Source organism: Pasteurella dagmatis, assembly GCF_900186835.1.
In the GTDB taxonomy this organism is placed as follows: Bacteria; Pseudomonadota; Gammaproteobacteria; order Enterobacterales; family Pasteurellaceae; genus Pasteurella; species Pasteurella dagmatis.
Map to the genome: position 1 here is coordinate 2,026,797 of NZ_LT906448.1, position 15,792 is coordinate 2,042,588.

Annotated in this window: 12 protein-coding genes; 4 read left to right on the forward strand and 8 right to left on the reverse strand. The window is 37.7% G+C overall.

All coding sequences use genetic code 11. The features are described from left to right. Positions 1–67 precede the first annotated feature (67 nt). The 6 genes from CKV78_RS09275 to atoD form a co-directional block, all read right to left on the reverse strand. Positions 68–1,396, reverse strand: a complete 1,329-nt coding sequence (locus tag CKV78_RS09275) for a GntP family permease (protein ID WP_005764284.1) — start codon at positions 1,394–1,396, stop codon at positions 68–70. Between the two features lie 64 nt (positions 1,397–1,460). Next, positions 1,461–2,222: a 3-hydroxybutyrate dehydrogenase gene (locus CKV78_RS09280; RefSeq protein ID WP_032855570.1), complete on the reverse strand. Its 762-nt coding sequence runs from the start codon at positions 2,220–2,222 to the stop codon at positions 1,461–1,463. 113 nt (positions 2,223–2,335) lie between these two features. Further along, complete coding sequence (locus CKV78_RS09285; RefSeq protein ID WP_005764280.1) at positions 2,336–3,517, reverse strand: acetyl-CoA C-acetyltransferase; 1,182 nt, start codon at positions 3,515–3,517, stop codon at positions 2,336–2,338. A 16-nt stretch (positions 3,518–3,533) separates the two neighbouring features. Then, positions 3,534–4,856: a TIGR00366 family protein gene (locus CKV78_RS09290; protein ID WP_005764278.1), complete on the reverse strand. Its 1,323-nt coding sequence runs from the start codon at positions 4,854–4,856 to the stop codon at positions 3,534–3,536. Positions 4,857–4,865: 9 nt separating this feature from the next. Beyond that, entirely contained in the window at positions 4,866–5,516 is a 651-nt protein-coding gene (locus CKV78_RS09295) for a 3-oxoacid CoA-transferase subunit B (RefSeq protein ID WP_005764276.1), read from the reverse strand. A 1-nt stretch (position 5,517) separates the two neighbouring features. Continuing rightward, positions 5,518–6,174: an acetate CoA-transferase subunit alpha gene (atoD, locus tag CKV78_RS09300; RefSeq protein WP_005764274.1), complete on the reverse strand. Its 657-nt coding sequence runs from the start codon at positions 6,172–6,174 to the stop codon at positions 5,518–5,520. 319 nt (positions 6,175–6,493) lie between these two features. Here atoD and CKV78_RS09305 point away from each other — a divergent pair, with 319 nt between their 5' ends. Next, positions 6,494–7,387 carry a LysR family transcriptional regulator gene (locus CKV78_RS09305; protein ID WP_032855569.1) on the forward strand — a complete coding sequence of 298 codons (894 nt, stop codon included), beginning with the start codon at positions 6,494–6,496 and terminating at the stop codon, positions 7,385–7,387. A gap of 74 nt (positions 7,388–7,461) precedes the next feature. Here CKV78_RS09305 and CKV78_RS09310 read toward each other — a convergent pair whose 3' ends face one another. After that, positions 7,462–8,511, reverse strand: a complete 1,050-nt coding sequence (locus tag CKV78_RS09310) for an extracellular solute-binding protein (RefSeq protein ID WP_032855568.1) — start codon at positions 8,509–8,511, stop codon at positions 7,462–7,464. 194 nt (positions 8,512–8,705) lie between these two features. Here CKV78_RS09310 and CKV78_RS09315 point away from each other — a divergent pair, with 194 nt between their 5' ends. The 3 genes from CKV78_RS09315 (at position 8,706) to speB (ending at position 13,137) form a co-directional block, all read left to right on the forward strand. Next, positions 8,706–10,001, forward strand: coding sequence for an NAD(P)/FAD-dependent oxidoreductase (locus CKV78_RS09315; RefSeq protein WP_005764269.1), 1,296 nt, complete (start codon positions 8,706–8,708; stop codon positions 9,999–10,001). Between the two features lie 213 nt (positions 10,002–10,214). Then, entirely contained in the window at positions 10,215–12,152 is a 1,938-nt protein-coding gene (gene speA, locus CKV78_RS09320; RefSeq protein ID WP_032855566.1) for a biosynthetic arginine decarboxylase, read from the forward strand. Positions 12,153–12,216: 64 nt separating this feature from the next. Beyond that, positions 12,217–13,137: an agmatinase gene (gene speB / locus CKV78_RS09325; protein WP_005764265.1), complete on the forward strand. Its 921-nt coding sequence runs from the start codon at positions 12,217–12,219 to the stop codon at positions 13,135–13,137. Between the two features lie 57 nt (positions 13,138–13,194). On the opposite strand, the gene CKV78_RS09330 is transcribed toward speB, so the two are convergent. Continuing rightward, positions 13,195–15,783 carry an ATP-binding protein gene (locus CKV78_RS09330; protein ID WP_032855564.1) on the reverse strand — a complete coding sequence of 863 codons (2,589 nt, stop codon included), beginning with the start codon at positions 15,781–15,783 and terminating at the stop codon, positions 13,195–13,197. Positions 15,784–15,792 lie beyond the last annotated feature (9 nt).

A 15,792-nucleotide genomic window follows, 5' to 3' on the forward strand; every position in this document is an offset into this window, starting at 1 on the left:
TCTGAGTACCTATTATGAAAAAACACCTGTGCGTTGTCGCTCAGGTGTTTTTTTATGGGATAACGAATTAATAAATACCAAATAAACTAAATAATGTAATAACAATGATTGTTGCGACAATAGGTAGAATGAAAGAAGTCACTGCTATTTCTAAATAGGAATCACGGTGTGTCATCCCTGTATTACTGAGTAAAGTTAATACCGCACCATTATGTGGCATCGTATCTAAGCCGCCAGATGATAAGGATGCAATACGGTGGAATGGTTCAGGTGAGATTCCTGCTTGTTTGGCAATGGCAAGATATTTTTCACCCAATGCTTCAAGTGCAATTCCCATCCCTCCTGACGCAGATCCTGTTGCACCAGCTAAGATATTGACAGCAACAGATAAAGAAATAAGTGGGCTACCTGGTACATTTAAAATCATTGTTGTTAAATGTTCAAAACCCGGTGCCATTCTTACCACGCTACCAAATCCAACCGCTGCTGCTGTATTAATAATTGCGCCAACTGCACCATTTGCGCCCTTTCCGATAGCGGGAATAAAAGCAGACCTTTTATTCAAGTTTAAGATAATCACGAGGGCAATACCGGTTAATAATGCTAATACAATATTTTTAGGATCACCATTTTTTAGGCCGATTAATTCAGGGACAAAGTTAAGCACAATAATAACGCTGATTAATGGCAAGATAGCCAAAAGTGGAGAAGGTAAATTTGCATTGCTGTTATCTTCCGTATTTTCTATGGCAGGCTCGATGAAGTATTCCCCATTTGTTGCATATTTTTTGCGGCGCATTTCTAAATAAGCAACACCTCCAAAAAAGAGAATTGCAGAAGCAATTGTTCCCATAACCGGTGCTGCGAGTGCGTTAGTTCCAAAATAAGCGGTTGGGATTAAATTTTGAATTTGTGGTGAACCTGGTAGTGCTGTCATTGTGAAAGTGAATGCACCGCAAGCGATCGTGCCAGGAATTAAGCGACGAGTAATATTAGCTTCTTTAAATACTGCTAAAGCAAGTGGATAAACTGCGAATACAACTACGAATAGGCTTACACCACCATATGTGAGCAATGCACAGCCTAATACTATTGAAGCTATTGCACTTTTTGAACCTAACATTCGGGTTAACCAGATTGCAATTGATTTTGCACCACCTGTGACATCCATTAAGTTGCCGAAAATAGCACTGAGTAAGAATGCAGGGAACCAAGCTTTAACAAACCCAACTAAACCTGTCATATAACTGCCTAAATAGGCATCTAAAACATTTAAATCTCCTGTGAATGCTACGACAGTTGCACAAAGCGGTGCAATCCAAACAATAGAATATCCCCTGAAAGCTAAATACATAAGTAGCACAAGACCAACGAAAATACCTAATAAACTAAGCATAATTTTCCCCTCTTATAATAAAGCCACAATTGCATTAACAATTGTGGCTAAGGATTGTTGTTTATTAACCCGCAGTCCAACCGCCATCAACCGTTAGGCAGGAACCTGAAATAGATGCTGCAGTATCTGAACAGAGGAATTTGACAAATTCACCGATATCAGAAGGCTCAATTAAGCGTTTCACCGCAGCTTTTTGTAACATAATTTTGCTAATGACATCTTCTTCAGAAATATTATGGTGAGCAGCTTGATCGGCAATTTGTTTATCAACAAGCGGAGTCCTTACATAGGCTGGGCAAATAGAGTTGACTGTGATTCCATATTGGCCACCTTCAAGAGCGGTTGTTTTAGTTAAACCTGATAAGCCATGTTTTGCGGAAACATAAGCTGATTTGAATTCAGATGCAACAACGCCGTGAATTGAATTTAAGTTGATGATACGACCCCATTGATTTTTTTTCATATATGGCCAAGAGTATTTTGTTAATAAGAATGGCGCAGTCAACATGACATTGATCATAAAGTCCCATCTGTCTTCTGGGAAATCCTCAATCGGAGAAACGGTTTGAATACCTGCAACGTTGACTAAAATATCTACGCTCCCAAAGGTTTCAACAGCATGTTCTACAGCAGTTTTACAAGCTTGTCGTTTAGATAAGTCTGCAACGACATAAGTGGCTTTTAGTTTTTCTGCTTGTTCTTTTAATAAGGTTTCATTGATATCCACCATCACAACATTCGCCCCTTCCTGTGCGAGAGTTTGACTAACAGCAAGACCAATACCACTTGCTGCGCCGGTGACTAATGCAACTTTGTTTTTTAACATAGTGACTCCTGAATCCATATAAGAATGTGATGCCGCAAAAGTGCGGTGAGTTTTATGAGAATTTGCACCTTATCTGCCGAAGCGAATACATAAGGTGCAATTGGGTGGTAGGGTTATACGCGTTCGATAACCATTGCAATACCTTGGCCGCCACCAATGCATAATGTAGCTAAACCTAAGGTTTTATTTCTTGCGTGTAGTGCGTGAATAAGTGTGACAAGTATGCGAGCACCACTTGCACCAACAGGATGTCCTAAGGCAATTGCACCTCCATTTACATTGACTTTTTCTGGATCAAATCCTAGCTCTTTACCTACTGCAAGGAATTGTGCTGCAAAAGCTTCGTTGGCTTCAATAAGATCAATGTCATTTAACGTTAATCCTGCTTTAGCAAGTGCCTTTTGTGAGGCAGGCACTGGCCCCATCCCCATAATATCTGGAGCAACGCCGCCACTAGCATAACTTTTAATTCGAGCAAGAATTGTTAAGCCCAGTGCTTTTGCCGTTTCTTCTTCAACGATAACTAACGCTGCTGCACCATCATTGATACCAGATGCATTACCAGCAGTGACAGTTCCTTCTTTATCGAATGCTGGGCGTAGAGAAGAAAGTCCTTCTAATGTAGTATCTTTTTTCGGAAATTCATCGGTATCGAAGATGATTTCTTTTTTCTTCACTTTGATTGTGACAGGCACAATTTCATTTTTAAATGCACCAGACTCAATGGCTTGTACTGCTCTGCGTTGTGATTCTACAGCCATTTCATCTTGCTGCTCACGTGTAATGCTATATTTTTTAGCTACATTTTCTGCAGTAATGCCCATGTGGTAATGGTTTTCAGCACAGACTAAAGCATCTAATAAAATAACATCATTGAGCTGCCCATTTCCTAAGCGATGTCCCCAACGTGCTTTAGCATCTAAGAGGTAAGGTGCTTGGCTCATATTTTCCATACCACCGGCAACGATGATATTAGCATCCCCTGCACGAATTGCCTGAGCTGCTAGAGCAACAGTTTTTAAACCTGAACCACATACTTTATTGACGGTATAAGCTGTTACATCCTGTGAAATACCACTTCTTAGTAGGGCTTGACGAGCAGGGTTTTGTTTTTGACCTGCTTGTAATACTTGTCCCATAATCACTTCATCAATACTTGAAATCTCAATCCCTGATTTTTCAATAGCAGCTTTAATTGCAATTGTGCCTAATTCAACCGCACTTACGTTTGATAAGCTACCATTAAAGTTACCAATTGGAGTACGGATTGCACTTGCGATAACGACGTTTTTCATAAACTCTCCTTTGTTTTTAAAATACTGTTAATCCGATAATGAATATGGCACTTGAGAATATGAGTGCGGTCATACAATAGCCCATAATATCTCTCACACCTAAGCCTGCAATTGCGAGAGCTGGTAATGCCCAGAACGGTTGAGCCATATTCATCCATTGCTCACCATAAGCAATTGCCATCACTGATTTTCCTAAGTCTGCATCTAGTGCTTGTGCAGCTGCGAGAACATAAGGTCCTTGAATTACCCAGTGACCACCACCAGAAGGTACTGCAAAGTTAATGAATGCAGAGCTGAAGAAGGTCATTAAAGGGAAGGTTTCTTTTGTTGATACGTTGATAAAGAATTCAGTGATTAATCCGCCTAATCCAGAATGTTCCATCATTAATTGGATACCGGCATAGAATGGGAATTGGATTAAAATACCAGCAGTGCTTCCTGCAGCAGCTTTGACGGCACGCATATATGCCATAGGTGTTTTATGAAGTAATACGCCAGTGATAAGGAAAATAAGGTTTACTGTATTGATTGTAATGTTGAAGCCTTTATCCATAAAGTACATCACTAAATAACCAATACCGAATGCACCAATTACCCAACTTAATACTCTACTTTCTTCTAGTTTTTCAGATGGAGGTGCATCTTTAGAAAGTGTTTTTTGATAATTAGCTTCTTCTTTTAATAACTCTGGATCAATCATTACAACATCACTTGGCTTTGGAACCATCATTTTAGTTAAGAATGGTAGGAATACGACTAATCCAATTGTGATGAAAAGATTGAAGCCAGTGAGTAAGGTGTTTTGGATAGGGATTAATCCTGCAATATGCTCAACAGGGTTACCGGGAGTGGCTGCAAGTAGTGGCATTGAGCCAGATAAACCACCGCCCCAAGACATAAAACCAATATAAGCGCAAGCAATCAGTAATGGGTAGTCAGATCCTTTGACACGGCGAGCAACTTCACGAGCAAACATCGCACCTACAACTAAGCCAAATCCCCAGTTGATTACGCAAGCTAGAGCACTAAAGAAGGTCACTAACATTACACCTTGTGTTGGTGTTTTTGCTAAAGATGCAATGTTACGTAAAACATTTTTGACAGGAGGGGAACTTGCTAATGCGTGGCCTGTAACCACAATCAAAGCCATTTGCATACCAAAACCAAGTAGGTTCCAGAATCCATCACCCCAATATTTCACCATTTGTACAGGCGTTGAGTCTGTCAGACCCAACGCAACAAAAAAGGTGATTAGCGTAAGTAGTAAAGCAAAAATGAGAGGGTCCGGTAAATAACGGCTCACAAATTTTGTCATCCCTCTCGAAATGGTGCTAATCATATAATCTCCTTATTGTGCTAGAGGCATCACTTTGAGAGATGGGGATACAATAAACTCTGCTTCAGTTTTAGCTTTAATAGCTTCGACATCCTGTCCTTCAGCGACTTCAGTTAAGTGTAGTTTTCCATCAATAAATTCAAATACAGCTAATTCTGTTACTAGCATATGTACCGCATTGACTGCTGTAAGAGGCAATGTACAGCGTTTTAACACTTTTGAAGAGCCATCCTTGGCACAGTGTTCCATTGCTATAATTACTTTACGAGCACCTGTTACGAGGTCCATTGCACCTCCCATTCCTGGCACCATTTTCCCTGGCACCATCCAGTTGGCGAGGTTAGCTTCTTCGTCTACTTGCAATCCGCCTAGAACACAAGCATCAACGTGTCCACCGCGAATAAGTGCAAACGAAGTTGCGCTATCGAACATCGCAGCACCAGAAATCATCCCACAAGGCTGACCTCCAGCATTTACTAAGTTTGGATCTACTTCCGTGACAGGTCCTAAACCTAGAAATCCATTTTCAGATTGAAGGGTAATATCCATCCCTTCAGGCAAGTAGTTTACTACTTGTGTAGGCAATCCAATGCCTAAGTTAACGATATCACCATCTCTTAATTCTAAAGCTACTCGGCGAGCAATTCGTTCTTTAGCATTCATCTTAGCGCTCCTCTGGAAGAATAATGTAGTCAATAAGTGCAGCAGGGGTCACAACGTGATCTGGCTGGATATCACCAACTTCAACAATTTGCTCTGGCTCAACGAATGTTTTTTCTGCCGAGAAAGCAATGATTGGATTGAAATTTCGAGTAGTTAATTGATAGGTTAAATTACCTTTTTTATCTGCTAAATGAGCGCCAATAATTGCAATATCTGCTTTGATCGGTTTTTCAAGAAGGTATTTTTTACCTTCTAATTCAAGGGTTTGTTTTCCTTCTTCTACAACAGTACCAACACCTGTTGGAGTGAGTACACCACCTAATCCGGCACCACCAGCTCGAATACGTTCGATTAAAGTGCCTTGTGGCACTAGCTCAACTTCCAATTCACCAGAAATCATTTGGCGACCAGTTTCGGCGTTCGTTCCAATATGTGAGGCAATCACTTTCTTAACACGTTTATTTGCAATAAGTGGGCCAACACCGGTATCAACAAATGCAGTGTCATTGCCAATAATAGTGAGATCTTTTACACCTGAATCTAAGATCGCTTGTACTAAGCGATTTGGTGTACCAATCCCCATAAATCCCCCAAATAAGATGGTCATTCCATCTGACAAATGACTTTGTACATCCATAATAGGTATGACTTTAGACATAGTAGTCCTCCATGTATCTAATAAAATAAATTTATATAAAGTAAGGCAATCCTGATTAAAGGTATAAGTAATAATGTTTAATTACTTTAATGAATATAAATCTAATTATTTATAACCAATTGCTAATATATTCATTTTATTGTTAAAAAAGTTAAATTTTTGTAAATGGGTATAATTTATTTATCTAAAAGATAGCAAGAAATATTTTGTAGAGGAAATACTGTTTTTTGAATTATATATAAATTAATTTTATGGATTGTTTGACTAGGAGAGAAAATACTTTTATGCTGTGAGACAGAAAAACAGTCAGGAGGCTCTCATGGATATTAGACATCTACGCTATTTTATTTCGATTGTAGATAATGATTTCAACTTAAGTCGCACGTCACAAAATCTTTATATCTCGCAACCTGCTTTAAGTATGATGATTAGCGATTTTGAGCAACGAGAGGCGGTACAACTGTTTAAACGTTCGAAAGGAAAAATTATTGGCTTAACTTATGCTGGAGAGAATTATTATAACGATGCAAAAGAGTTGATTCAAAAATATAATGAGATGAATAAAAATTTGCATAAAGTCACAAAACAAATAACGGGTAATGTAACAATTGGAATTCCACCTTTAGTGTTATCTGTTGTATTTTCTGAAATAATGCCAAATCTTATTTTAAATAATCCTGATATTAATTTTACAATAAAAGAACAAGGTGCTTATGTACTAAGAAATGAATTATTATTAGGTAATATTGATTTTGCTGCATTATTATATCCAGAACATATTTCTAAAAATATTATCGACTCTGTTGAACTTGTACATTCAGAATTAGCTGTATTTCTTTCTCCAAATCACCACCTCACTCAAAAAGAAAAACTAGAATGGAAAGATTTACATAATGAAAAATTGGCTATTTTTGATAAAACCTTTTTTATTTACCACCAATTAACCTCTGCCTTTGAATTACATAATGTGTATCCTAATGTGATTTTAGAATCCAGTTCGTGGGATTTTTTATTAAACTCAGCAAAAATCAATAAAGATTTATTAACAATTTTACCTTTACCAATTGCAGAACAATATCCATCAAATGATTTTGTTTGTCGTCGAATTAAAGATCCTATTCCTTGGATTGTGACCTTATGCCGATTAAAGAAAAATACTTACTCAAGTACAGAGAGTTATATTTTTGACTCATTATTAAAGGGATTTAGTTAAATATTTCACTATAAAAAAAGTGCGGTCAAATTTCTTAAAATTTTGACCGCACTTATTCTTGATTCTGTTATCAACTAGTTAGTTTTTAGTTTGCTCCAATATTTTTCGTATATATCAATAGCTTTACCAACATCACCCTGCATTATCCCTTTTTCCACCTCTTCAGCAGGTGGAAATAATATTGGATTGCTGACAAGTTCGGGCGATAATAATTTCTTAACACCTTCATTTGGCATTGAGAAGCCCATTCTTTCGATAACTATTTTTGCATTTTCAGGGCGCAATAAGAAGTCGATAAATTTATAAGCACCTTCAATGTTTTTCGCACTTTTTGGGATGGCGTAGTTGTCCATCCAGAAAATTGCGCCTTCTTTTGGATAAATAAATTGAATACTTGGGTTTTCTTTTGTCGCTAAATAAGCAGAGCCATTCCAAATCATTCCAAGAGATACTTCTCCTTGTACATAAGGCACTTCAGGTGAGTCTGAGTTAAATACAAGTACATTTGGCATTAATTCAACCAATTTGTTGTACGCGTCTTTAATCTCGTTTTCTTGCGTGGTGTTTGGTGATTTTCCGTTAAGTAAAAGTGCTAAGTGGAACACTTCACGTGCGTCACTGGTAAGTAATACTTTGCCTTTATATTCTGGTTTCCATAAATCTGCCCAGCTGGTGACTTGTTTTGGATCGATGTCATCAGCGTTGATCCCGATACCTGTTAAACCATAGATATATGGCAATGAATATTGGTTATTTGGGTCAAATTCTTTATTGAGTAAATGGCGTGGAATTTGATGAAAATTGCTTAATTTACTATGATCTAATGGTGCGAGCATCCCTTCTTTTGCCATTTTATCGATGTAATAGCTTGATGGAAATACGAGGTCGTATCCATTGTTTTTAGAAAGTAGCTTTAATTTTGCATACATTTCTTCATTGCTTTCAAAGGTTGAATAAATCACTTCAATACCAGTTTCTTTGGTGAAATCTGCAATCACAGTTGAAGGAATATAATCTGTCCAGTTATACACATATAATTTTTTTGAAGCGAATGCAGATTGGGTTACGAAAAGGAGAGAAGTTAAGGCAAGAGATTTGAGCACATTAGTAAACAGTTTTTTCAATTCATAGTCCTCTGCGTCATAAAGACGATAAAGTGCGGTGAAAAATAAATGGATTTCATTAGCTAATCCACAATAACATTTGGTGTCTGAAAAGACGACATTGAGTATAGCAAACTTTAGAAACTGATTGAATTAAATTGACATATTTTCTGGTGAGAGTAAACTGCCCGAAGTTTTCAACAAAGAGCCATTTTATGCTGAAATTTTCTCATCAAGAGCATATTAAATCATATTATTCAGACACTCGTAATATTCATTTCACACTTCCACCTTTAGAACACCGCCAATCTGCGGATGTTTGCGTTGTTGGTGCCGGATTTTTTGGGCTATCCACAGCCTTAGAACTTGCAGAGCAAGGGAAAAAAGTGATTGTGTTAGAGGGCGCTAGAGTTGGCTTTGGTGCTTCCGGACGTAATGGTGGACAAGCGATTAACGGTTTCGAAGAAGATATTAGTGATTATATTGATGCAGTGGGTTTTGAAACTGCAAATAAATTATGGCAGATGTCTTTGGAAGCTCTGGATATTATTGATGAGCGTATTACTAAATATGGTATTCAATGCGATTGGAAAAAGGGTTATGCAACACTCGCATTAAACCACCGCCGTTTTGATGATTTAGTCACGATTGAACAATCCTGCCGTGAATATTTTGGTTATCAAAGTATGGAGCTGTGGGATAAAGCCAAGCTTGAAAAAACGTTGGGAAGCCAAATTTACCAAGGGGCATTATTTGATCCAAACTCTGGGCATTTACACCCACTGAATTATTGCTTAGGGCTAGCGAAAGCGTGCTTGGATTTAGGTGTTGAGATTTATGAACATTCACCGGTGATGGATTTACGCATTGGTAAATCTAAAGTGAAAGTGAAAACCGATAAAAGCTCAGTATTGGCAAAAAATGTGGTCTTGGCAACTAATGCCTATGTTCGTGCTTTACCGAAAACATTACATCATGGTATTGCACGCAAAATCTTACCTGTAGAAAGTTTTATTATTGCCACTGAACCACTTAGCGATGAAGTGGCAAACAGTTTGATCAGTAATCGTATGTCAGTATGCGATAACAATTATTTCTTGGATTATTATCGTTTAAGTGCAGATAATCGTTTGTTATTTGGTAGTGACTCTAGTCCTGAACTTAATATGAAAACAGTAATGCGCTGCAATATGTTACACGTTTTTCCTCAATTAGAAGATGTAAAAATTGAGTATGGTTGGGGGGGGCCGATTGATATGACATTAAATTCCAACCCACATTTTGGACGTATTGCACCGAATATTTATTTTGCACAAGGTTATTCAGGCCATGGCGTTGCATTAACGGGGTTAGCAGGGCGTATTGTTGCCGAAGCTATTTTAGGGAATGATGAGCGTTTGCGTGTGTTTGAAAAATTAAAAGTACCCACAGTCCATGGTGGTAAATTATTGCAAAAAGCAGCATTATTTATTGGTACTAATTATTATCGCTTTTTAGATAAATATCGTTAGTTTCAAAATAGATAGAAAATGGTGAGTTCATAATGGACTTACCATTTTTTTATGCCAGATTTTTGTGAGAAATACAAGAAAATACTAGTTATTCCAAAGTATTTGTTTTATGCTTTGAAAGTTATTTTCTATCACTCCACAGTACAGAAAATACAGAGTATGGCGTATTTTTCGCTTGAATTTTTGACCCGTTTTAAGAGGTAAACTAAGACATTGGAACAGGTTACTTTAGACTCTCAAGAGACGACTTCACCAATTTTCACAGAAAATACTGTGCGTGAAGTATGTAACATCAATTACTGGGGAATGCGTTATTACAACGTTGATGAAAATGGTGATATTTTCGTTTGTCCTAATCCAGAACAGCCGCAAAATCGTGTTTCTTTAGCAAAATTGGCTGAGAAAGCACAAAAAGAACAAGGTGCTCACCTGCCAACATTGTTCTGCTTCCCGCAAATTATTCAACATCGCTTATGCTCAATTAATCAAGCCTTTCAACAAGCTCGCGAAAACTTCGGTTATGAAGGCAATTACTTTTTGGTTTATCCAATCAAAGTAAACCAACATCGCCGTGTGATTGAGTCATTGATTAATTCTGGTCAAACACTTGGCTTAGAAGCTGGCTCAAAGGCTGAGTTGATGGCGGTGTTAGCTCACGCAGGCGTGACACAAACGGTGATCGTATGTAATGGTTATAAAGATCGTGAATACATCCGTTTTGCGTTAATGGGTGAGAAACTTGGCCACAAAGTCTATTTGGTGATTGAAAAGCTTTCTGAAATTCAGTTAGTGCTTGAAGAAGCAGCTAAATTGAATGTGAAACCACGTTTAGGTGTACGAGCACGTTTAGCTTCGCAAGGTTCAGGTAAATGGCAATCTTCAGGCGGGGAAAAGTCTAAATTTGGCTTATCAGCATCGCAAGTGTTATCCCTTGTAAATATGCTTAAAGAACATGATTGTTTAGATTGTTTGCAGCTTTTACATTTCCATTTAGGCTCACAGCTTGGCAACATTCGCGATGTGGCAACTGGAGTGCGTGAAAGTGCACGTTTTTATGTGGAATTACATAAATTAGGTGTCAACATTCAATGTTTTGACGTGGGTGGTGGACTTGGTGTGGATTACGAAGGTAATCGGACGCAATCAGATTGTTCAGTAAACTATGGTTTGAACGAATATGCTGACACTGTGGTATGGGGAATTGGGCAGGCGTGCCGTGAAAGTGGATTACCGCACCCAACCATTATTACTGAATCGGGACGTGGCGTAACCGCACATCACGCAGTATTAGTGTCTAATGTGATTGGTATTGAGCGTTATAAACCTGAGCCATTAAGTGCACCTGAAAAAGATGCTCCAAGCGTGTTACACAGTATGTGGGAAACCTGGGCGGATATTCAATCTTCACGTGAAAAACGTTCATTACGTAGCTGGATCCATGAAAGCCAGTTTGATCTATCCGATGTGCATAATCAGTACAATGTGGGCATTTTAAATCTAGAGCAACGAGCTTGGGCAGAGCAACTTTATCTCAATATTTGCCACGAAGTGGGGCAGTTATTTAATGAAAAACATCGTTCACATCGCACTATTATTGATGAGCTACAAGAACGCTTTGCCGATAAATTGTATGTAAACTTTTCATTGTTCCAATCATTACCTGATGCGTGGGGCATCGATCAATTATTCCCAGTTTGTCCGATTTCAAATTTAAATCAGCCAGTCAGTCGTCGTGCTGTCTTGCTTGATATTACGTGCGACTCTGATGGCACGATTGATCACTACATTGACGGTGATGGTATTACAACAACGATGCCAATGCCATATTATGAAGAAGATAACCCGCCACTTTTAGGTTTCTTTATGGTAGGGGCTTATCAAGAAATTCTTGGCAATATGCATAACTTATTTGGTGACACTAGTACGGTGGATGTTCTAGTGGAAGGCAAAGATAAAGTGCGTATTGTTGATTATGATGAGGGCAACACAGTGGCAGATATGTTGGAGTATGTTTATCTTGATCCCAAAAAACTGTTAGACGGTTATCGTGAACAAATTGAACATTCCAATTTACCTGCCTCGGAAGCGATTCATTTCTTGAAAGAGCTCGAGATTGGTTTAAACGGTTATACTTACTTGGAAGAAGAGTAGTCGAGAAAAAGTGCGGTCTAAATTTTGGAAAAAATGACCGCACTTGTATGTAATAGGAATAACTATGTACAACACTTTAAATAACAAAGAAGATATTTCTTTAGTGTCGAACAATTTTGGTTTTTTACGTTTGCCTGTTAATTTCAACCCAACGGAAAGTGATGCAGAATGGGTGATCACAGGCGTGCCCTTTGATGCTTCAGTATCAGGACGTTCAGGTACCCGTTTTGGTGCAGAGGCGATTCGCCGTGCCTCTGTTAATCTTGCATGGGAACATTGCCGTTTCCCTTGGGATTTCGATGTGCGTGAGCGTTTAAATATTGTTGATTGTGGCGATTTAGTCTATTCATTTGGTGATAATCAAAACTTTGTTGAAGAACTTGAAGCGCACACTACTGCTCTTTTAAAAGCCGGTAAACGTTGCTTAACATTCGGCGGTGATCACTTCATTACCTTGCCATTATTGCGTGCACATGCAAAACATTTCGGTAAGTTAGCGATGATTCACTTTGATGCACACACTGATACCTATGAAAATGGTAGCAACTTTGACCACGGCACAATGTTCTACCACGCACCAAAAGAAGGTTTAATTGATGCTGCACATTCAGTTCAAATTGGTATTCGTACTGAATTTGACCGCACTTTACCTTTCACAGTGCTTTCAGCGCCACAAGTCAACGATGACAGCGTAGAACAAATCACTGCTAAAATTAAAGAGGTGGTGGGTGATCTACCTGTTTATTTAACTTTCGATATTGATTGCTTAGACCCAGCTTACGCACCTGGTACAGGTACACCTGTGTGTGGTGGTTTAACAACTGACAAAGCGCTTAAAATTTTACGCTCATTAAAAGATGTAAATATTGTGGGTATGGACCTAGTGGAAGTTTCTCCAGCGTATGATCAATCAGACATCACTGCATTAGCTGGTGCTACTATTGCGTTAGAAATGCTTTATATGCAAGGTTGGAAAAAAGGCTAATTGTTTTTCCATATATTAAAAAATCCATCTCTTTGAGGTGGATTTTTTTGATGAGTTTTACAATGAACGCAATTTTCGTTGCAATTCAACTTGTTTAAACGGTTTAATTAATATAGGGAATTGTTCTGCTTTTTCAACTTGTTCTGTATGCCCTGTCATCAACAAGATTTTTACTTGTGGTAACTGGCTTTCTACCCATTTTGCAACATCAACTCCGGTCAATTTACCTGCTAGCATAATGTCAGATAAGAGATAATCAACTTCTAATCCGTGCGAGAGTAATCCAATCGCTTGTTCTCCAGATTCTGTCAAAATAGGTTGGAAGCCCATTTTGAGCAATTGTTCCGCTAAAGTTTCACGTAAACTTGCTTTATCTTCAACAACAAGGATTTGATATTGGATTTCATTAAGCTTGTTATCTTGTAGAATCTCAGTATCTTCTGGCGCTATCAATTTGGCGATTGGAAGTTGTAAATGAATGGCAGTGCCTTGATTTAGTTGTGAATCAATTTTAACTCGCCCTTTAGATTGTCGGATAAACCCATAGACCATCGACAAACCTAACCCACTACCACGACCATTTTGTTTAGTGGTAAAAAATGGCTCAAAGACACGTTTTTGTGTTTGTTCATCCATGCCACAACCGTCATCAATAATTGATAATTGCACCATATGTTCTTGGTAGTGTGTCCGTTGCACATTAAGTTGGGTCGTTTGAATAATGATATGACCTTCATTATTGAGAGCATCTTTCGCATTAACAATTAAATTGACTAAAGCCGTTTCGAGCTGGTTTCTATCAATATATACAGGAGGTAAATTTTCGTCTAAATCTAGCTGTACGTTGATCGTTGGTGGAATGGTATGTTTGATTAAATCATTGAATTCCAAAACTAATTGATTGATATCTATAGCTGTTGGGTGAAGAGGTTGTTTTCTTGCATAGGCTAATAAACGTTGAGTTAGGGTTGCACTATTCTCTGCTGCTTTGAGTGCACGCTGTAAGCGTTTGGCTTGGCGATCATCTAAAGCTGTTTGATCAATTAAATCCAAATTACCAATAATGACGGCTAAAAAGTTATTAAAATCGTGTGCAATCCCACCCGTTAAATGACCAATCGCACGCATCTTTTGACTATGTACAATTTCATTTTCTAGTTTTTTGCGTTGTGTACGGTCGATTAAAAATGTGACTAATCCATCTTTCAATGGACTAACACGCCATTCTAGAATTTGATGCTTGTATTCAATTTCAAGGAAATCTTGCGTTTGGCGAATTTTTTTTAGTAAAGCTAAATCAATGGGTTGTTCACTTCCAACAATAGTTGCATGTTGTGCATTGAAATGTTCCACAAGGGAATGGATAGTCGGTTTTTTCTGTTCAGCAAAGAAATCTTGTAACAGCGTGATAAATTGTGTGTTATATGATACTAAATTAAGTTTGTTATCAAATATCGCTAGACCGTCACGCATTGCTAAAAAAGTTTGTTCCAGCAACTCACTTTTTTCTTTCAATAATGAGTCTGTTTGCTCCAGAGTAATCACATTTTGATGGAATATATCAAATGTCCTTGCTAAATCACCAATTTCATCTTGAGTTTGTTGCTGTGGCACTGTGACATTTTTATCGCCTTGTGATAGTCGTTTTAATGCGTCTGTAATGGAATAAAGTCGCTTACCAATCAAAGAATAAATATATTTCCCTAAAACAATAATTAATAAGATTGTAAATAATGAAAACAACAAAATAGATAAAGAAAGTGTAGATAAATGTTGTTGAATTTGCTTAGAGTCGACATCAACACTATCTACTTTTTCTTTAGCAAGTTGGGTATATTGCTGAGTAATTTGTTGGACTAGTGCATCAATTTGAAAAGTTAAAAATTGAATACGTAGGTTTATTTTAGAAAGCGATTCGACATGTTGGAGTATTTCGGGGAATAATTCTTTCAATTTAGTAAATTCGGTATCGATATCATTGAATGTATCAATTGCAGGGAAAAAAAGAAAATTTGATTGAATACTCAAAAATACGCTAGTGGAAAAGCTGTTTTTGGTGGCATCTTCCATCAATTTTTCTACTCGTGCTAGTTGCAACATAAATTCACTCGGAAAAGAATCAGAAGGTGTGGTGCGTTTTTCCAATCTTTTGATATGCTGAATATAAAGCAATCCTTGATTTAGCTCGCTAATAATATTGGTTTGTAGTAGGTGACGTTGATGTGTTTGCAATAATAATTCTTGTACGCTTTTTCCTAATGAATCAATGTGGTAGATAATTTTTGTAAAGGCTTGATCTTGTTTTGAAGTAGATTGTTTAGCTTGTACTAAAAGTGTTTGGAGCTGTTCTGCGTGTAGTGCAAGCGTCTTAGATTCCTCTTGATATTCTAAGGCTCGTGTCGTTTGTGTCAGGCGCTTAGCGTATGTTGAGATCTGTGCTGTTTTTACACCTAATGTCATAGATGAAAACATTTGGTTAAGCGAACTATCGCGTAAGTTAGAAAGGGAATGATAGGTGCTATTTAAACCAATAATTGCGGTCATACTGATTACAATAATCAAAAAAATAGCGGTGATCAAAAATAGCATTAATCGAAAACGTACGCTATAAGGCTTGGTAAAAAAAGATGTTTTCCAATTTTTCATTTTTTAGAC

What these genes read in the sequence shown, in the direction of transcription:
- CKV78_RS09280 (WP_032855570.1), bottom strand. Translation starts at nt 2,222, where the DNA reads ATGTTAAAAAACAAAGTTGCATTAGTCACCGGCGCAGCAAGTGGTATT.
- CKV78_RS09305 (WP_032855569.1), top strand. Translation starts at nt 6,494, where the DNA reads ATGGATATTAGACATCTACGCTATTTTATTTCGATTGTAGATAATGAT.
- CKV78_RS09295 (WP_005764276.1), bottom strand. Translation starts at nt 5,516, where the DNA reads ATGAATGCTAAAGAACGAATTGCTCGCCGAGTAGCTTTAGAATTAAGA.
- speB (WP_005764265.1), top strand. Translation starts at nt 12,217, where the DNA reads ATGTACAACACTTTAAATAACAAAGAAGATATTTCTTTAGTGTCGAAC.
- CKV78_RS09285 (WP_005764280.1), bottom strand. Translation starts at nt 3,517, where the DNA reads ATGAAAAACGTCGTTATCGCAAGTGCAATCCGTACTCCAATTGGTAAC.
- CKV78_RS09315 (WP_005764269.1), top strand. Translation starts at nt 8,706, where the DNA reads ATGCTGAAATTTTCTCATCAAGAGCATATTAAATCATATTATTCAGAC.
- CKV78_RS09330 (WP_032855564.1), bottom strand. Translation starts at nt 15,783, where the DNA reads ATGAAAAATTGGAAAACATCTTTTTTTACCAAGCCTTATAGCGTACGT.
- CKV78_RS09290 (WP_005764278.1), bottom strand. Translation starts at nt 4,856, where the DNA reads ATGATTAGCACCATTTCGAGAGGGATGACAAAATTTGTGAGCCGTTAT.
- atoD (WP_005764274.1), bottom strand. Translation starts at nt 6,174, where the DNA reads ATGTCTAAAGTCATACCTATTATGGATGTACAAAGTCATTTGTCAGAT.
- CKV78_RS09275 (WP_005764284.1), bottom strand. Translation starts at nt 1,396, where the DNA reads ATGCTTAGTTTATTAGGTATTTTCGTTGGTCTTGTGCTACTTATGTAT.